Here is a 19077-nt window from a genome sequence, read left to right on the forward strand (position 1 = left end):
CTTACCCCTTGACGCGCGAAGGCGTGACGGCTTGACCGCTGACTAACTTATGTTGCCCTGCCGTCACAATTTGCTCGCCAGCCGTTATTGCCCCTGTGATATAAGCCTTGTCGTTATGACTATATAAAATATGGACATCACGTCGTTCAATCAGCCAATAGTTGGTGGGCGCCGTTGCGACATTTGGCTGTAATTGTGGTTGTGGCTGTGTTTGCTCTAACTCAGTTTCTGTCGGTGCAGGCTTTGGTTGCACTAAGGCTAAAATATTCCAGCGCCCACGAATACCATCGGTGAGCGCGCCAATGGGCACCCAAAACCCTGGGGTTGCTGTCCAAGAAACAGAGATGAGATAGGCAAGCTCGCCATTATAGACAGTGGCATCTTGGGGCAAGGTAATTCTTAGTTCAACCGTGCGGCTAATGGGATTAAGCTCGCCGCTAATGCCCGCCAGCACGCCAGCAAAATGCTGTTCGCCCACTGTGAGTGGCAAGATTTGGCCGACAGTTAATTTAGATGATACTTGGCTTGGCACGCCGATATAAGCGGTCGGCTGTTTTTGACCAATTAAGGTGAAAATGGCGTTGCCTTGATTGACGACTTCGCCAAGATTGGCAAATTTTTGCGCCACCACACCATCAAAAGGCGCGGTTAATACTGACTTTTCCAGCTGCAATTGAATGCGCTGTAAGTTGGCGGTTTGCTGGCGTTGATTGGCGAGTAACTTATCAACGCGGCTTTGCAATTCATCAAATTGCTGCTCAGCAATGTATTGTGAGTTTTTTAATTGATTGGAGCGCGAGACGGTGCGCTTGGCTAAGTCGATATCAATTTGGTTTTGCGCGAGCGCCGCTTGTAATTCGCGCTCCATGGCTTGCAATACGCGGGTATCAAGGCGCGCGAGCACTTGATGACGTTTCACGCTATCACCGCTATCCACACTGAGTAGTTCAATTTTCCCCTGTTGCTCAAAGCCTATGTCAGTGGTGTTGGCGGCGCGCACTGTGCCTGTATATTGCTGTTGCTGCTCGTAGCCTGACACTTGGGTAAGCACTTCGCTAGTAACAGGTACCGCAGGTTTAATAGTGTCGGCTATTACCTCAGGTTGGCAGCCAAGCAAACAGGCACTTAAGCTCAAGCTTGCCAATAGGGCCAGTGAAGATTTGATGCTTATGGATAGCGCTTTCACTCTTGGCTGAATGTTTGACATGATGGCGGCACCATAGATGTTGCAAATTAGTTAATTAGACTTGCAAGTCTAGTTTGACAAGACTGGACTGTCTAGTCTATTTTGTTAAAAAACAGTGTTAATTGTGTATTCGTATAGGTTGTTCATGGAACTTAGCAATCAGGCTCACACACATCATCTCAATCGCAGCGATACTAAGCGGCAGCAAATCTTAGATGCTGCTATGACGCTGTTTTGTGTTAATGGTTTTAGCCAAACCAGCATGAACCAAGTGGCTAAACAGGCTGATGTTTCAAAGCAAACTGTCTATGCCCACTTTGGCAGTAAAGATGAATTGTTTGTGGCCGCCATTGGTGCTAAGTGCGCTATCCATCAGCTAACCGGTGATTTGCTTAAAGATCCTAAGCAAGTTGAATCATCCCTTTATGATTTTTGCCACGCCTTTGCTGCCATGATTATTAGCCCAGAAGCCGTTGCCGTCTTTAAAGCTTGCGTGGCGCAATCTGACAGTCATCCTGAAATTTCAGCGCTGTTTTATGAGGCTGGGCCTAAGCATATCGTCGGCTTACTAAGTCACTATTTACAGCAAGTTGAATTGCATGGCCGCTATCACTTTGGTAATTGTCATCATGCCGCGGTGCGCTTGTGTTTAATGCTATTTGGCGAACAAAAAATGCAGATGGAATTGGGATTAACTATTAGCGATAGTGCCGAGCAAAGGCAGCAATATATTCATGAAACCGCTACTATGTTTTTGCGAGCATATGAGCACGGGCCAAAGTAGTGCCATGTAAATGCTCAGAGTCACTTACTGTTAATCTTGAACATGTATTCTGAGTAATAGTTGTTGAGTAACAGCTTTGAATTAAGACTGAGGGATTTATGCCCCAACATAGGACGGGAACAATGATTTTTGCGCGACCTCATCAAACAAGAATAATGCCAGCGCGATTCTTGTTACTCGGTATGACAGCCGCAAGCCTGCTGGCTCCCGCAGCATGGGCCAATGGGCCAAAATATAGCCCTTTTACTTTTTCAGTCAGTAGCATTACCACTCAAGAAGCCGATGTCGGCCAAGATCAACTTAAACGCAGTGCTTATCAGTTTGGCTTAAGTGCGAAAATGCCTTTATCGCCGCAGTGGTCAATGGGCGCCAATATTGGCTACGACAGCTTAGGATACCGCTGGCAATCACTAATGCGCGACGCGCCGCTCATTGCCAATAGCGTTAATAGTTTTAATAGCATTAATCGCTACAACTTAGGTTTATCGCTTAGTTACCGCATGGATGAGCATTGGATTTTTTTGCTGGCCCCTAAAGTGCAATTTGCCGCGGCCAATACTGCCAGTACGTCAGAGGCCATGAGTTATGGCGTCGTGACTTCGGCCATGTATCGCTTTGAGGATGGTAATATTTTGGGCCTAGGTGTGGCCTATTTAAATGATATTGATGAAGTGCAAACCATTCCTTATATCGCGATGCGCTGGCAATTGGCCGAAAATTGGCAATTGGCGAACCCATTTGAAACCGGCTTTAGTGGTCCAGCGGGCCTTGAAGTGAGTTATCAAGCCAGCAGCGATTGGCAATTTGGCGTAGGGAGCTCGCGGCGAACACAACGTATTTTATTGCTCGATGCCAATAAGCAGACACTACAAATTGATGAGTGGGTTGGCTTTGTGCGCGCTGGTTGGCAGTTAAGCCCGAAAGTGAATATTAACGCTTATCTTGGCTATTACTTTGGCGGTGAAATGGAAGTTAATACTCCGGCTGTCAAACTCGACATTAGTAATCAAGCGGGCGGCGCCTTGGCCTTTGAAGTGAAGTTTTAATGGTGCAATAGTGTAAGTATTTGATGTAAACCTTAGTGTTTAGATAACCTAATGGTTTTTGATGCGCTGATTCAGTGGGCGCAATTGGCTCATCTACCCCCCATAATAAACAATAGGAGCCATTAGGCTCCTATTGTGACAGTCAAATTAGGTTAATTATGGGCAGTTCCAAGTTGGCGTTAATATGTTTGGCCTTCATTTAGGGCTTCATATTTGTCCGAGAAACTGCGTGCCCTGAATCGGAGTGTTTCGAATCTAAGTGTTTAGAATCTAAGTTCACTCAACATCAGAGCCCCAACCTGAGCTCACCCAAGCCTAGTTAACTTTATTCTCCTAACATAGCTTGTTTTAGGCTCTTTTGTGCGGGCGCTTGGCCTAACCAAATGGCCAGTAATGCGTGGCTGAAATCATCGCCCTTAATAGTGGCAAGCAAAGTGCCATTTTTAGAGCAGCTAACGCCAACACCTGGTTGCACTAAGAAACTGAATTGGTCGCCAGGAGTGATAGCTTCACTGAATAACCCCATAAACTCATCAATGCGCGCTTGCAGCGGCGCAGTGTTGTTGGCTGTGGCTAAGTCAAAGCCTTCGGTGATGGCATCTTTCATTTTGTCTGAGCTGATTAAGCCTGAAGTAATATCAAGATTAATCATTACATTGGGCTGGGTTAGCACAGATGCAAAGTCATGAGCCGGCGCGCTTAAATACAAGCTGCCAACGTACAAATCCATGAAAAACTTACTGCGCACACCGGCGCCATTGAGTTGCAATTCGCTTTGCTGTACTTGCACTTGGTCAGCAAGCTTGATACCAGCAATTTCCATAGCGTTAACCATAGGAGATGCCAGTAAACTGGCGGCTAACGTAAAGGGTAGGAGGGACTTCATAAACGCCTCTGTTATTATTGAGTCTTGTTGGGAGTTGATGAGCTAGCTGCGGCTGCCCATCTTATAATTACCGTTTTGTTCAAACATGACGGCTTGTTTTGATGATGGCGAGACCAAGAGTGGACTGTCATCAAAAAATAGGAAGTTTTTCCAGTGACGGGCGAATACATCCCATCTAGTTTCAATCACTTGGTACTTTTCATAACAGAAGTACACTAAGGTATCGTCTGGCCATTCAATAAATTCGGCCAGCATGGACGGCAAGCTATTATCATCACTATCCCACACAGATTGCCATTCATCGGTCGCCTTGAAGGTTTTTGGCTTCATCGGCCAATCTTCTTTATGAAAAAACTCAGGACTAACACTTTTGGTGCTAATCAACTGCTGCCATACCTGCATGGCACTTTTTTGACTCATAGGTTTGATCCAAGCTTTATCCTGTTCATCCACAGGTAGCTGATGGTGATTAAAAATCCATTTGCGCGGGTATTCATCCAAAGGGATATAAGTATGAGTCAAGCCAAGCTCCAAAAGTTGCGGCGCCCTTGGCTTTGATGCCAAAGATGCCAAAAAATTACTCGCTATTATACGCAGGCTAAGGCGAGTGTCCAAGTCTGAGCTTGAGTTCATTGCGCTTAGGCTTAGCGCTCTGCTTGATTACACTCTGCTCACAGTTCTGTTGCTCACAGAGCTTTGGCTTATTGCTTCCTTGGCTTATTGCACGCTAGCCAATTGAGCTTGGTAGTTTTGCAGCTCATAAAGGGCATTTAAGGCGACAGGATGCTCTGGCATTAAAATTAATATGTGAGTAAAGACATCAATCGCGCCTTGAATTTCGCCCAATTCCGCCAGCATGTTGCCAAGCTTGATATAGGTGACTATATCCTCAGGGTATTTATCCAAATAATCGAGATAGCTGTTAAGCGCTAGCTGATTATTTCCCGCGAGCTTTTGCACATTAGCTAAAAATGGTAAATATAAATCGCTAAAGCTAAGGAGCTGATACAAGTATTTTTCGGCTTCATGCAGTTGCTGACTTTTTAAGGCCATCATGACGAGTTGCTTGATTTCCACTTCACTGCGCGAGTCACCTAAGGCGCTTAATGTCGCAAAGGCCTTAGCGTATTCTTGCGTCAGTTCATAATAATAGGCCAGTGCGCGAGCCTGCAGGTTTTTGGCGCGCACATCTTTTTCTAAATACCAATCAAGCGCTTGATAGACTAAATACAAACCTTCCGCATTGCCGGTTTTATAGAGGTGCTGGATTTTCTCAGGAGTGCGATTAAGAGTAAGCGCAATCGGCGCACCAGACGCATTTCGCCCGACATCTTGGCTAAAGGCTGCTTGGGTGTGCATGTTCATATCAGCGATTAACTGCTGCTCTCCATCAGTTAATTGCAGGGCGCGGGCAGGGTGCTTAGCCAGCCAAATGAGGTAGCGAGCTGGTTGCTTTTGACTTAACCATGCCTGACAAAGACTGGCTAAGTCAGCATTAGGGTTGTGCTCAGAAATCCGAGTGAATAGTTTTGCTTGGGAAAGTGTTATTAACTCAAGTAAATCTGCGCTTGTGGTCACTATGGCCTGATAATAAAGGCGATGACGCGCTGCAATATCTGCCATTTGCCATTGGCTTGATTCGCTAGTTGTTAAAAAAGCATTGAAATAGCGATAGCCATAAAACTTAATAAATTGCATTAAGGTGCGATAGCGCTTATTAAGTTTATGTTCAATCTTGTCGAGCTTGGCATGGCTTGAGCCTTGAAAGTGATTACAAATAGCCAATGCTTGTTGGGCATGTTTCTGGATGGCGTTAAGATCAATAGTCGCGGCGCTAAGTTGCTGTGTTATGGCGATTAATGAGGCTTTATCTAACATGTTTGGCGTAGTGGCAACTTGCGCTAATTGCTTGGCTTTATCTTCAATCGGGCTAAGCACTATGTTTTCTGGCGTTACATGACAAATACCTGCCACCTTTGCGGCGCTGGACGCTAAATTAATGACGCTAGCCTTGTTTATGGTAGCAACTTGCTCTTCTAACGAGCTAATCGCTTTGAATAACTGAATCGTGGTTTCAGCTAATTGCCCTGAGTAGGTTCTGACCCATTCACCAATAAAATCAAGCTTTGGCCCTAATGAGCCATGGAAACTACCTGAGGCATGGCTAACCCCAAGGGCTGAGTGGCATAAATCGACGCCGGTCAGTAATACTTGAGTGCAACCAAGCTCAACGGCAAGCCCAATCGCTGTATTGGTAACTGTGGGGCCTATGGTGGCTAAGTTATCTTCAGTTTGCCACGGCAATTGGTAACCGGTATAAAAATGACTATAACGCCACTGACCTACTAGGGACTCTACCGCATGATCGCTATGAATGAGTATGCTAGTGCTAGGCAAATTAAACATGGCTTTACTGACTAAAAAGCTGATGTCTTGCGGGTCAACCGTCACCACTATGTCGATATGAATTCCCGCTTGATGTATTTGCTCTACGGCGCGCGACACCACAATCACAATCAATGTATCTTGATTGGCAGCAATCCAAGCTATTGACTCATCAAGTGATGGACCGCCGCCAATCACTATGGCGGTTTTACCTAGAAACAGTTGGCGCAATCTTGCCACTGGGTAGCCATTGTCAGCCATATTTATGAATTGCTTCACCACAAAGTTACTTTGATTATGATGCTGCGCATGCTGAAAAAATGTGTGCTCGATAATTTGTTGGCAATCACTTTTTAAATCGAGATAGTCACTGAAATACGATTCCCTGCAACCTAAGGATTGTATGAACTCGAACTGATTTTTGGCGATGTAGATGCTGTATTGGTGTTGACTCAAATGATCGGCTAATTGCGCTGGAGTGATGATCAGCAGTTTATCGGTCAACTCCGGCTCAATATCTATGGTGAGCACGGCTAAAATGTCAGTATGCTCGACAAAAATATAGCGACTGCCACTTGCTAGGCCTTGGGTTAATAAGTAGTTCGCCAGCAAGCCAGAATCAGTGCCCAAAATAACAAAGAGGGTATCGTTGCTCATTAGCCGCGTATATTTATTGGCATATTGACTGGCAGCGCTTTGGTGCTCAAATTGTTGACGTTGGACGGCCGTTAAATAGACTTCATCGAAGGCATTAATACTGAAGTGCTGTAATAAAGGATTGGCCAAGGTCATGTTGTGCTCCAAAAGTTATTAGTGTGAGTCAAAAAAATGACGTTATAGGCATAGCAACTTGCGTGCCTTTTTATTTAAATCTAACGCTCGATTTAATATCGCCGGTTACTTTTTAATGCTGATCGCCAATTATCTCGGTTAACGTCATTTTCGGTCTTGGAAGATTACTCCCTCATCATCCCCTCGTTGCTAATAATTGACTGCGAGTGGGTTTTAATTTTGGCATGTTCTATGCTTTAGTTTTATCAGCACATCACTATAGCCAAACTATAGTTAATCAAACCTAGTGTGGTTGATATCGATTCCAGAGGCTGAATTTTATGTTTAACAATAAATCAATTTTGATTACTGGTGGCACAGGCTCATTCGGGCACATGTATACCAAAATGCTTCTGGAAAAATATTCGCCAAAACGGTTAATTATTTTTTCGCGCGATGAACTTAAGCAATTTGAAATGCAGCAAAAGTTTAATGCGCCTTGTATGCGCTATTTTATTGGCGATGTGCGCGATCGCGATAGATTAACTCAAGCCTTTAAAGGGGTTGATTATGTGATCCATGCGGCGGCATTAAAGCAAGTGCCGGCGGCTGAATATAATCCGATGGAATGCATTAAAACCAATATTAACGGCGCGGAAAATGTGATTCAGGCGGCGATTACCAATGGTGTTGAAAAGGTAATTGCCTTATCGACGGATAAAGCGGCCAATCCTATTAATCTTTACGGCGCGACCAAATTAGCCTCAGATAAATTATTTGTGGCAGCCAATAATACCGTAGGTGATACTCGCCCTAGGTTTGCCGCCGTGCGTTATGGCAATGTGGTGGGTAGTCGTGGCAGTGTGGTACCATTTTTTAAACAGCATATTGCCAGTGGCGCTAATTATTTACCTATTACCCATGAAGATATGACCCGATTTTGGATAACCTTGCAAGATGGGGTGGATTTTGTATTAAAAAACTTTGCCAGAATGCAAGGCGGCGAAATATTTGTACCTAAAATTCCATCGGTACGGATTACTGATCTAGCCGCCGCTTATGGCGCGGGTTTAGAGCAGCGAATCGTCGGTATTCGTCCAGGGGAGAAAATGCATGAAATTATGTGCCCAGGGGATGATTCTCACCACACCATAGAATTTGACGATCATTATGTCATTACCCCAAGCATTAAGTTCTTTGGTAAAGAAATTAATTACCGCCTAAATAAGTTAGGTGAGCGAGGGCGCGATGTGCCTATGGGGTTTGAATATCATTCTGGTAATAACAGCTATTTTTTAACGACTGCTGAAATATTGGCACTGGATGGCGGCCAATGATCCCCTATGGCCAGCAAGACATTAATCAGGCTGATATTGATGCTGTGCTTGCGGTATTAACTTCATCCCACTTAACTCAAGGGCCGCAAGTCCCCAAATTTGAAGCGGGGTTATGTCAAGTTACTGGCGCTAATTATGCGGTGGCGGTAAATAGCGCCACCTCGGCATTGCATATTGCCTGTTTAGCCTTAGGTGTTAACGCGGGCGATATAGTGTGGACCAGCCCTATTACTTTTGTGGCGTCGGCTAACTGCGCCTTATATTGCGGCGCCACGATAGATTTTGTCGATATCGATATTAATAGCGGCAATATGTGCCCGGTGGCACTCGCTAACAAACTTAAATGGGCAGAAGCCAATGGCTGCCTGCCAAAAGTCATTATTCCTGTGCACTTAGCCGGTCACAGTTGCGACATGCAAGCCATTGCGCAATTAGTTCAGCCTTTTGGTATTAGCATTATTGAAGATGCGTCCCACGGCATAGGCGGCTGCTATCAAGAGGCTATGGTAGGGCGTTGCCAATACAGTGATATTTGTATTTTTAGTTTTCATCCGGTGAAAATAATTACCTCAGCTGAAGGCGGCGTGGCCACCACTATGGATGAGCGTTTAGCTAAAAGGATGATGATGGCGCGCAGTCATGGCATCACTAAAGAGGCCAGCGACATGCTAAGGGCTGATGAAGGTGATTGGTATTATGAGCAGCATAGTCTTGGGCTTAATTACCGCATGACAGAATTGCAAGCCGCTTTAGGTGTCAGTCAGTTATCTCGCTTAGCAGAATTTGTGGCTAAACGTAATCAACTCGCGCTGCAATATCAAAGCCTGTTAGCGCCACTGCCGTTATCGCCCGTATTGCCACTTGATGGCAGCATTAGCAGTTATCATCTGCAAATTGTGCGTCTTGACGATAGTTCCATTCGCCGCCGGGTGTTTGATGACATGCGCGCCCTTGGCATTCAAGTGCATGTGCATTATTTCCCTGTGCATCTGCAACCTTATTATCTGAATTTAGGTTTTAGGGCTGGTCAATTTCCTCAGGCAGAGCAATTTTATCAGCATATTTTAACCTTGCCTTTATTTCCTGGGTTAACAGAGCTTGAGCAAACATTTATTGTCGACTCCCTTAGCCATATGTTAAGTCAACAAGAATTATCCAAGATAAAGAGCTGCAAAAGTAAATAAATCGCTGGCTGGATAATTCCAGCGCTTAGTGAATTTGCAATGAATAGGGATGTTATCGTGCTTAATTTTATCTACATAGTGGGTGGTGGTACTTTTGCAGTAAAACTTGCAAAAGTAATGCTGGATGCTGATATAGACTTTGAGTTTATTGATGAAATGGCTAGCAGTCCTTTGATGGGGAAACCCGTCTATAAGGCCTGTGACATACCCAATGTCAATGCCCAATTTATTATCGCCATTTCTTTGCCTGAATATGCGCAGCGTGCCATCGATAGGTTGTGCGCGGTAGGGGTACCTAGAGCTAACATTCTTGCTTTATATTATGAGACTGCCGCGAATGTATTAGAGTACATGTTGAGTGACAATCGCGCTAAATGTCTTGATTTAATCTTAACCCAATCGGGTAATTTCCAAGATATTGAACAATGTTATTTCGCAGCAAGTTATCAAGAGTTAGCTGAAGATAGCAATCAGCTGAAAAAAATAGGTTTCTATTATAACGGCAAAGGCGGCGGTTTTAGATCCCATGTCTTAAATTTGCCGCAAATACTCGCCAAGGATTACAAGGTTAGAGAGTTTAGTGACCAAGCGCCTCACGGGAGTGCACTTGACGCTTATCACTTTATGAGTGAACCCAGTATGCTAGGGAGTACTTGGCCAGATCTGGTGATTAATCCACACTTTTTTGAGTGTTCGCCAGCTCATATTCCTAAACTCACCATGATGCATATGGCATATGATTTTTTAGTGTATAAAGATTTAGTCGCCCGTGTCATGGCGCAGCCCCAGACCCATTATTTATTTATACCTTCTAAACCTAGTATGGAGTTGCATCAAAAAATATGTCGTGATTATGGCTTAACTAATAATCTGGTATTGATTCCCGGCGGATACCCTAGATTAGATAATAGCATTGATCAGTTAGAACAATTAAAGGCGACAACGACTGAACAATTAACGGCTAACACTTCACAAGCGATTATATACGCCCCAACGTTATCGGCGCTAATGACATCCGCTGAAACTAAATATACTTATTCAATTTTTGATGCCCTCGATTTTATCCCAGCAATTTTAGCGGAATTTCCCGATAAGCATATTATTTTCAGGCCACATCCCGATGATCTCTCGATAATCAAACAAGGCGTTCAGACTCAGCGGACAAATGCTTTTAGACAACTGCTGGCATTATGCGAAACCGAACCTAGATGCCATCTCGATGCTAATCAATCTAATTATATAGAAACCTTTGCTAAAGCTGCTGTATTAATTACAGATACATCAGCGATTGCTTATTCTTTTGCATTAACGACTAAGCAACCTGTGGTGTTTTATTCAGCGGATCAAGCGCAAGTAAAACGCTTAATGCCAGATGTTGCTTACATAAATGACAGAGAAAAAATCGGTTACTGCGTTGATTCAGTCAGTGATTTAATTCACGCGTTAACTCAGTGCTTTGAGGTAACTGATGATATTGAGCGGGTCAAGTTCTGTGATCAAGTGGTTTATCACCGCGGAACTTCTATGCAATATCTCCTCGATAATCTTGATTACCTGTTATCAGGGAAGAAACATCCTGATTGGTGGTATTGGCTTGATAATTGCTAAATAAAATATAACTGTCACAACAAAGGATAGAAATCATGAAAACTGAATGGGATTATTCGAGTTTGGCTAATGCATATTTAGAGCGCCCTGATTATTCACCAGCCGCGATTGATGCCATGCTAGCCGTTAGCCAAGTACAAACCAATGATAGCGTTTGTGATGTGGGGGCAGGTGTCGCACATTTGACACTTATGTTGGGAGCCAAGCAGTTACAAGTGACAGCCGTCGAACCTAATGATGCCATGCGCGCGAACGGTATCAAGCGCACTGAATCATTAAGTAATATTCAATGGCATGAAGGCACTGGCGAAAATACCGGCCAAGCATCTGCCCAGTTTTCCTTGGTGACTTTTGGTAGCTCTTTTAACGTGTGTGACAGACCTAAGGCATTAGCTGAAACCGCTCGTTTATTGACGCCTGGTGGTTGGTTTGCCTGTATGTGGAATCATAGGGATTTAAAGGAGCCTATTCAGGCTGAAATAGAATCAATTATTACAGGCATTATTCCTTCATACGGCTATGGCACGCGCCGCGAAGATCAAAGCCAAATAATTGAAGCCAGTAAACTGTTCGGCGCCGTTGTGCACTTAGATGCCAAAGTCGTGCATCAACAATCCGTAGAAAAATGCATTGAAGCTTGGCGTTCCCATGCAACCTTAGAGCGTCAAGCCGCGGCAAAATTCCCAGTGGTTATTGATGCCATTTCAAAATTCTTACTTGGGCTAAAGAAAGAATCTATCTCTATTCCCTATTCAACCAATATTTGGATGGCCCAACTTAAATAATAGGTGATAGGCAAATGAGTCTACTGACAAATATTACTAGCCTCGCCAATGAGGTTAATTATGGTCTAAATACGCCTATATATATTGTTGGTGGCGGCTCATTTGCGATTAAGCTTGCTAATGTCTTGATTGACAATCAGCTCGAATTTGAATTTATTGACGAGTTTGCGCCATCGCCTTTACTTGAACGCAATGTCTATAAAGCTCACTCAATCCCAAGCCCTCTAGGGATATTTTTTATTGCGATTTCGATAGATGAATATGCACTGGCAGCTATATCAAGGCTAGCGCAGCAAGGGGTAAAAAATGAGCAATGCCTGCCTCTTAAATATGACTCAGATAGTATTATGCTGGGGCATATGTTTACCCATAATCGCCATAAATTACTTGCGCTACTCGCTCAGCCGTTATCAAGCATCAAGGAACTTGAATCCTATTTTTATGTAGAACGTAGCCAATTTTTTGAAAGCTCAAGCGCCCAAAAAAAACATCTAATAGGCATTTGCTGTTTAGGACGAGGGGGAGGGTACTTAGGTCACTTGGGTCATATTCCAACTTGGTTAGCGGGGCATCATAATACTGTGACGTTAAGTGACTCAGAGCTTGATCTGCAGGGCAAGATGCCAACGTTTTTAATGGGCCAGAGTGCCATGAATGCTGAGACTTCACTCGATCTCGTCATTACCGCCCATGTCTTTCCTTGCAGCCCCAGGCAGACTAAAAAACTAAGTTTTTGTCATATGATTTATGACTTTTTGCTGTTTAATCAGCAAACCTACGAGCATTTACAGCAAGCGCAAACTCATTATGTATTTTTGCCTTCCAGCGCTAGCATGAAAATGCATCAAGACATTTGTATACAGAATAAGTTTGAAAATAATATTGTGTTAATTCCAGGGGGCTACCCAAGGCACGATAATAATATGCGTCAATACCATGACGTCTGTGCAACTCAATTGCCAGCAGATAGCATCTTATATGCACCCACCTTATCATCATTGCCAGCTGGTAATGAAACCGATGCTTGTTATTCCATTATTTCGGCTTTGCAGTTCATACCTGAAATCTTGGCGCGATTTTCTCATAAAAAATTAATATTTAGACCCCATCCTGAAGATTTAGCATTAGTTAAATATTCTTTGAGTCATCCGCGAGCTCAGGCTTTTGCCGAGCTATTGGCTTGGTGCGAGCAGCACCCACGATGTGAAATTGATGTGAGTCAGCAAAGTTATCTTGAAAGCTTTGCACGCTCAGCCTTAATTATCTCAGATACTTCATCTGTGGCTTTTTCATTCGCACTGTTGACGGCAAGGCCTGTTATTTTATTTTCTAGCGATCATCACTCTTTGATTCAAGACTATAACCAATGTCAGTTTATTCTTGATAAACCTAAATTTGCTCACTTAGTAAATAATGAGAAAGATTTATATCAAACTATCACTGAGTTGCTACTTAGCACTGATAAGTCGCTTGCACATACAGATTTCTGTAAAAGCAGCATATTTAATTTAGGCCATTCTGAAGATTATTTATATCAGCACTTTGATTATATTCTGCAAGATAAGCGCCACCCTGATTGGTGGTATTTACGCGATCATATCGAGGTTCATTAGACATGGATAAGCAAAGGGTATTTTGGGTGACTGGATTGCCTGGCGCAGGTAAAACGACCTTAGCTAAGGCGTTAATTAAGCGTCTTAAGCTTGAGCAGAGCAATATTGTTCATTTAGATGGTGATGATTTACGCGCCGTATTTAATAACTATGACTTTAAGCGTGTTGCTCGCCTCGAACTTGCGATGAAATACGCAAGAATGGCTGAATTACTGGCAAAGCAGGGCTTAATTGTCGTGGTATCAACTGTCTCGTTATTTCATGCAGTACAAAACTGGAATCGTGCACACTTACCTGGTTATGTCGAAATTTTTGTAAACCCAGGTGATGATATTTTGCAGCAACGCAATCAAAAGAATCTCTATGATCACAGCCAAAATGATAGCCAGCATATTGTTGGCCGCGGCATAGATGCTGAGTTTCCGCGCTCGCCCGATCTCGTGGTCGATAATATTGATATCGCTGAGTTAGCATCTGTGGTGGATGCCATTGTGCAGCGTTTTTTAAGTTATTAATTTCATCTTTCTGCAAGGAATCGCATTGTGAAATCATGGACATTTTTGAGTAAAGGACGCACGTTAGCGCAGTTGCAGGGTCATTTGATCCAGGGTGAAGTATTGCCATTAATCATCATTTCCTATCAGCAATTTGCTGCCAGTTCCACTGAGTATTTTAAGCAGTTATTTAGCATATTAGGTGCTGAGAAGTTAGTGGTTCGCAGTAGTTACAGTCAAGAAGATGGTTACCATGGTTCAATGGCTGGTATGTTTAGTAGCGTATTAAACATAGATAATCCCGAGCAGTTGCAGCAAGCTATAGTCGATGTTTTTGCCAGTTACCCCCAAGGTTTTGCGGCAAGTGAAGAAGTCTTGATTCAGCCTATGGCTACAGGCATAGTGCATAGTGGCGTCATTTTTACAAGGGAGCCAACCACTGGTGCATCTTATGTCGTCATTGCCGATGATGCCTCAGGTAAAACCGATAATGTCACCTCTGGCGCTAAGGCTGAGGTGGATACTTATTTTATAAAATATGCTGTGCCCCCAAGTATCCCACTGTTAAAAACCCTGATGCCTTTGGTTGAAGAACTAATAACAGTATTTGATCATGACAGGTTAGATATTGAATATGGAATTAATGATACTGGCCAAGTGTGGTTATTTCAAATCAGGCCACTGTGCATGCCTGTCACTGTGGATACCGATAATTCACTGGCACGGGTGGATAGTATTGCGAATAAATTAACCATGTTAATGAAACCGCATCCATTTTTATTTGGCAGCACCACGGTATTTGGGGTTATGCCTGATTGGAATCCTGCTGAAATTATAGGTTTGTACCCTAAACCTTTAGCCTTAAGTTTATATAAAGATTTAGTTACCGACAGCACTTGGGCTTATCAGCGCAATAATTACGGCTATAAAAATTTACGCAGTTTCCCACTGATGATAGATTTTTTAGGCTTGCCTTATATAGATGTTAGGGTGAGTTTTAATTCATTTTTACCGAAAGATTTAAGTCCCAAGCTTGGGCATAAATTGGTTGATTACTATTTACAATGTTTAAAAGATAACCCTAAGGCCCATGACAGTGTTGAATTCGATATAGTGCTTTCTTGTTATACGCCATCGATTCAAGCAAAAATGCAAACCCTGATTGCTGCTGGGTTTTCAGAGGCAGAATGTGGGGAATTATCATCGCACTTACTCAGTTTAACTAATCGCATTATCGATCCTCGCACCGGTTTGTGGATCCAAGATTTACATCGCATTGAAAAGCTAAAATCTTTACATAAAACCACCATTGAAGGCTTTACCGATCCCGTGTCTAGAATTTATTGGCTGCTGGAAAATTGTAAGCGTTATGGCACCTTACCTTTTGCAGGCTTAGCGCGTGCGGCCTTTATTGCGGTGCAATTACTACAATCTTTGCGGGATGAAGCGATTCTGACTAATGATGAATATGATAAGTTTCTAGCATCGCTCACTACCGTCAGCGGCACTATGCAGTCAGATTTGTCGCGTTTATCTAAACCTCATTTTTTACAAGAATATGGCCATTTACGGCCTGGCACTTATGATATTACCTCGCCGCGTTATGATATGGCGTTTGATAAGTATTTTGTCTCGAGTCAACAATCTCAGCCGAATGCCACCACAGAACACGGCTTAATACTTGATGCGCGCACTTATGAAAAAATCAATACCATATTAATTGACCATGGGATTAATCATAGTGCCGACTCCTTATTGCACTTTATTAAGTGTGCAATTGAAGGCCGAGAATATGCCAAATTCGTCTTCACCCGCAGTTTAAGCGATGCTATTGAGGGCTTAGCATTGCTCGGGCAATCTCATGGGTTTAATCGCGACGATATGGCATTTGCCAATGCCAATATTATTAATCAATTGATGACTGGCAGTCACTCGCAATATGAGGTGATTAAAAACAGCATTGAACTTGGTAAGCAACTTTATGCCAATGCCGAATTGGTGAAATTGCCACCGTTAATAGATTCTCCCCATAATGCCTATGAATTTATGGCGTCTAAATGTGAGCCGAGTTTTATTACCCGCCAAAAAGTCACTGCTCCTCAAGTGACCTGCCAAGATGGCGTGGATTTGAATGGTAAAATAGTATTAATTGCCAGCGCAGACCCTGGTTACGATTGGATATTTACTCATCAACTGAAAGGATTTGTCACTGCGTTTGGGGGATGTAATTCCCATATGGCGATTCGTGCCGCTGAGTTAAATATTCCGGCTGTCATTGGTGCTGGCGAATATAAATTTAACCTGTGGAAACAAGCTAATTTCCTCGAGCTAGATTGCGCTGCAAACAGCGTGAGAATGATTCAATGATGCCAGTATTTGTGGTCATGCAGGCAAATCTTCAGGCGTATGGCGAAATGCATGACACCTTAGATAACAGATGGGCAGAATTTTTTATTCAAGCAGGCATTTTACCTATTTATTTGCCGAATAACTTAGATGTTGCCACCGCCATGCTAAGCAGTGATATTGCCCGCGGGGCCATATTGACTGGCGGCGGGGAATATAGTCTAGATGCTAGCGATACGCGCAGTGAGCTTGAACGTTTAGTGATGGATTGGAGTGAGCAACATGGCTATCCACTTATCGGTGTGTGCCGAGGGATGCAGGCTATTGTGCTTTATAAAGGCGCGCAATTACGTCCATGTCTAGGCCAAGTCTCTGCTCAGCAACAAATATTATTCTGCCAACAAGTTATCAAGGTAAATAGTTACCATCAATTTGAGTGCATCAATATCCCTGCTGAATTTGAGGTGATAGGTACAGATGATAATGGCATGGTAAAAGCGGTAAAAGGTAAGCAATTATCTTGGTTGGCAATTATGTGGCACCCAGAAAGATTAATGCCGCAACGCAAGCAAGATCTGCAATTATTCAATCAATTTTTGACACAAGGTGCAGTATGCAAGGATTAATACTCGCGGCAGGACGGGGCTCGCGCCTGGGGGAACTCACATTATCACAACCTAAAGGATTAACCCATGTATTAGGCGTCAGTATGCTTGAGCGCCAACTGCAGGCCATGAAAGCTGCGGGCTTGCATGAGATTGCCGCCGCCTCTGGTTATAAGAGTGACATGATAGCGCGCTATATTCCGCAGTTATTTCATAACCCGCACTGGCAAACATCGAATATGGTGACGTCCTTATTAGGCTGCCGTGAATTTTTACAAGCCGATACCAGCATAGTGAGTTATTCAGATATCATTTATCCTTCGCGGGTTATCCGTCAGTTAGCGCAAGCGGACGGGGATATAGTAGTGGCCTACGATCCTAATTGGTTGCAGCAATGGCAATTACGCTTTGATAATCCTCTTGATGATGCAGAAAGTTTCTCGCTCAACCCAGATGGCTTGTTGCAGGATATTGGCCAAAAGGCGAGTGCGATTGAGCAAGTCCAAGGGCAGTTTATGGGCTTATTTAAGCTAACTGTGGCAGGTTTTGCATTAATTAACGCTAGCCTTGCCAAGCTGACTACAACTGAGATTAATAAACTCGATATGACGGCATTATTAAGTTTATTACTGATCCAAGGCATTAACATTCATGTGATGGCCATTGCTGATTTTTGGTTTGAAATCGACTCAGCCTATGATTTAGCCCAATGTGAAGCTTTTATGCTAACTCATCAGGTGGAGTTAGCTTAAGGGCATAATCAATGCCCTTAAACAAATCACCATAGCCCTATGTCTTAACGTCTTAATACATAGGGTTGTGGTATGAGCTCTAGGCGTTTGCCTAAATCAGATGAATATTACTGAGTTGCCACTGCGTCGCCAGATTGTGCATTTTCTCTCGGGTGGGTGCGTAAATGGGCGCTATGTATACCGGGTGTTGGAAATGCTTTAATTCAGCGCTGGATGAAATGACTTGATCAAGCAAGGTGTGGCCTGCTAATTCATAATCAAATAGACAAATCTGTTGCTGCTTAATCGCCTCAATCATTTCTGGATAGCGCTTAAGCCATAAGTAAAAATCTCCCCCTATGCCCCATATACCTATTATCTGCTGTTGCGCTAACTGGTCTTTAACTTGGTTAATGAGCGCTTGTTGGCATGCTTGATATCCCATAAAGCGCTGTTCTACGGCAAGTCTGGCATTGTGATTCACGCGGTTAATTTGGTTTGTCTGCCCATGGTCACATTTTTTAAGCAGCAGCATTATTCGTGGAATATTACCTGTGGTGACTTGTTGCTGTTTAATTATCATTAAACCTGCGCTAGCAGCCATTATTTGCAGCGAATCTTTGGTGTAGTAATGAATATGCTGGGCGTGCACTAAATTGGTATAAGCGAGCGCAGCAATATCAGCATCCGGGCTACAATCTGGCACTTCAATAAATATATGGCCCTCGGGAGCTAAGCAGTCACTAATGTGCCGTAAATAAGCCACTGGATTGATTATGTGTTCTAACACATGGGTACTAATGGCAAGTGTTATTGGCAGGTGGTCAAAATGGGGTTTAATTTCATCTAGCTGATTTAAGTCGGCACTGATATGGGCAATGCTGCTTGACTTAATATGATGGTGGAAATCAATACTGGCTAGTTGCAGCTGCTTATCTGCAAAGTGCTTTTCTAAATAAAGTAAGGTAGCGCCAGCCCCCGCACCAAAATCGACAATATGGGCGCACTGGCTAAGATATGGCGTAAAGAATTCCGCCATATCTTCATAGGGGGATTTAGCGCCTTGGGACGTATCACACCACATATCAGGCTCTAGCGTGCTGGAAAAATAGAGCATATTAAAAATGTCATCGCTATAAGCAATGACTATTTGTACATGGCAGCAATGCTGGCATTCGCCAATTGGAAACTCCATGGCTTGGCGCGTGAGTTCGGTGCCACTTTTGTCCCACACTCCGGAGAGTAAAGTGTCGATTATTTGCCAGTCGTGGTGGCCACATAATTGGCACGGCGTGGTCGTCAGCAAACTATTCATT

Annotated in this window: 16 protein-coding genes; 11 read left to right on the plus strand and 5 right to left on the minus strand. The window is 43.5% G+C overall.

All coding sequences use genetic code 11. From position 1 onward, the window contains the following. Nucleotide 1 precedes the first annotated feature (1 nt). Nucleotides 2–1207 (minus strand): efflux RND transporter periplasmic adaptor subunit, encoded by a 1206-nt coding sequence (locus tag AC1HDP_RS00880; RefSeq protein ID WP_479637290.1) that lies wholly within the window; start codon nucleotides 1205–1207, stop codon nucleotides 2–4. 124 nt (nucleotides 1208–1331) lie between these two features. On the opposite strand from AC1HDP_RS00880, the gene AC1HDP_RS00885 reads away from it, so the two are divergent. Both AC1HDP_RS00885 and AC1HDP_RS00890 read left to right on the plus strand, forming a co-directional pair. Next, entirely contained in the window at nucleotides 1332–1970 is a 639-nt protein-coding gene (locus tag AC1HDP_RS00885) for a TetR/AcrR family transcriptional regulator (protein ID WP_479637291.1), read from the plus strand. Nucleotides 1971–2092: 122 nt separating this feature from the next. Then, entirely contained in the window at nucleotides 2093–3016 is a 924-nt protein-coding gene (locus tag AC1HDP_RS00890) for an autotransporter outer membrane beta-barrel domain-containing protein (protein ID WP_479637292.1), read from the plus strand. 325 nt (nucleotides 3017–3341) lie between these two features. On the opposite strand, the gene AC1HDP_RS00895 is transcribed toward AC1HDP_RS00890, so the two are convergent. The 3 genes from AC1HDP_RS00895 to AC1HDP_RS00905 all read right to left on the minus strand — a co-directional run bounded on the left by AC1HDP_RS00895 (nucleotide 3342) and on the right by AC1HDP_RS00905 (nucleotide 7079). Next, nucleotides 3342–3902 carry a chalcone isomerase family protein gene (locus AC1HDP_RS00895; RefSeq protein WP_479637293.1) on the minus strand — a complete coding sequence of 187 codons (561 nt, stop codon included), beginning with the start codon at nucleotides 3900–3902 and terminating at the stop codon, nucleotides 3342–3344. A 42-nt stretch (nucleotides 3903–3944) separates the two neighbouring features. Then, nucleotides 3945–4424: a DUF2947 domain-containing protein gene (locus tag AC1HDP_RS00900; RefSeq protein ID WP_479637294.1), complete on the minus strand. Its 480-nt coding sequence runs from the start codon at nucleotides 4422–4424 to the stop codon at nucleotides 3945–3947. A gap of 195 nt (nucleotides 4425–4619) precedes the next feature. Then, a complete protein-coding gene (locus tag AC1HDP_RS00905; protein WP_479637295.1) occupies nucleotides 4620–7079 on the minus strand; it encodes a motility associated factor glycosyltransferase family protein in 2460 nt (819 codons plus the stop codon). Nucleotides 7080–7399: 320 nt separating this feature from the next. Here AC1HDP_RS00905 and pseB point away from each other — a divergent pair, with 320 nt between their 5' ends. Genes pseB through AC1HDP_RS00950 form a run of 9 tightly spaced genes read left to right on the plus strand, consistent with a single transcriptional unit; the run spans nucleotide 7400 to nucleotide 17782 of the window. Then, nucleotides 7400–8395 (plus strand): UDP-N-acetylglucosamine 4,6-dehydratase (inverting), encoded by a 996-nt coding sequence (gene pseB, locus AC1HDP_RS00910; protein ID WP_479637296.1) that lies wholly within the window; start codon nucleotides 7400–7402, stop codon nucleotides 8393–8395. Further along, entirely contained in the window at nucleotides 8392–9579 is a 1188-nt protein-coding gene (gene pseC / locus AC1HDP_RS00915) for a UDP-4-amino-4,6-dideoxy-N-acetyl-beta-L-altrosamine transaminase (RefSeq protein ID WP_479637297.1), read from the plus strand. Before pseB ends, pseC begins: the two co-directional genes overlap by 4 nt. A 57-nt stretch (nucleotides 9580–9636) precedes the next feature. After that, on the plus strand, nucleotides 9637–11187 hold the full coding sequence (locus AC1HDP_RS00920; protein ID WP_479637298.1) for a CDP-glycerol glycerophosphotransferase family protein: 1551 nt from the start codon (nucleotides 9637–9639) through the stop codon (nucleotides 11185–11187). Between the two features lie 35 nt (nucleotides 11188–11222). After that, a complete protein-coding gene (locus AC1HDP_RS00925) occupies nucleotides 11223–11972 on the plus strand; it encodes a class I SAM-dependent methyltransferase (RefSeq protein WP_479637299.1) in 750 nt (249 codons plus the stop codon). A gap of 14 nt (nucleotides 11973–11986) precedes the next feature. Further along, nucleotides 11987–13585, plus strand: a complete 1599-nt coding sequence (locus AC1HDP_RS00930; RefSeq protein ID WP_479637300.1) for a CDP-glycerol glycerophosphotransferase family protein — start codon at nucleotides 11987–11989, stop codon at nucleotides 13583–13585. 2 nt (nucleotides 13586–13587) lie between these two features. After that, nucleotides 13588–14100 carry an adenylyl-sulfate kinase gene (locus tag AC1HDP_RS00935; RefSeq protein WP_479637301.1) on the plus strand — a complete coding sequence of 171 codons (513 nt, stop codon included), beginning with the start codon at nucleotides 13588–13590 and terminating at the stop codon, nucleotides 14098–14100. Nucleotides 14101–14127: 27 nt separating this feature from the next. Then, entirely contained in the window at nucleotides 14128–16446 is a 2319-nt protein-coding gene (locus AC1HDP_RS00940; protein WP_479637302.1) for a PEP/pyruvate-binding domain-containing protein, read from the plus strand. After that, nucleotides 16443–17051, plus strand: a complete 609-nt coding sequence (locus AC1HDP_RS00945; protein WP_479637303.1) for a gamma-glutamyl-gamma-aminobutyrate hydrolase family protein — start codon at nucleotides 16443–16445, stop codon at nucleotides 17049–17051. Before AC1HDP_RS00940 ends, AC1HDP_RS00945 begins: the two co-directional genes overlap by 4 nt. After that, nucleotides 17039–17782 carry a phosphocholine cytidylyltransferase family protein gene (locus tag AC1HDP_RS00950; RefSeq protein WP_479637304.1) on the plus strand — a complete coding sequence of 248 codons (744 nt, stop codon included), beginning with the start codon at nucleotides 17039–17041 and terminating at the stop codon, nucleotides 17780–17782. Before AC1HDP_RS00945 ends, AC1HDP_RS00950 begins: the two co-directional genes overlap by 13 nt. 91 nt (nucleotides 17783–17873) lie before the next feature. On the opposite strand, the gene AC1HDP_RS00955 is transcribed toward AC1HDP_RS00950, so the two are convergent. Beyond that, the gene (locus AC1HDP_RS00955; protein ID WP_479637305.1) at nucleotides 17874–19076 is read right to left on the minus strand and encodes a class I SAM-dependent methyltransferase; all 1203 of its coding nucleotides are present in this window, start codon (nucleotides 19074–19076) and stop codon (nucleotides 17874–17876) included. Nucleotide 19077: the final 1 nt, after the last annotated feature.

It is taken from the genome of Shewanella sp. ISS20 (assembly GCF_056522965.1).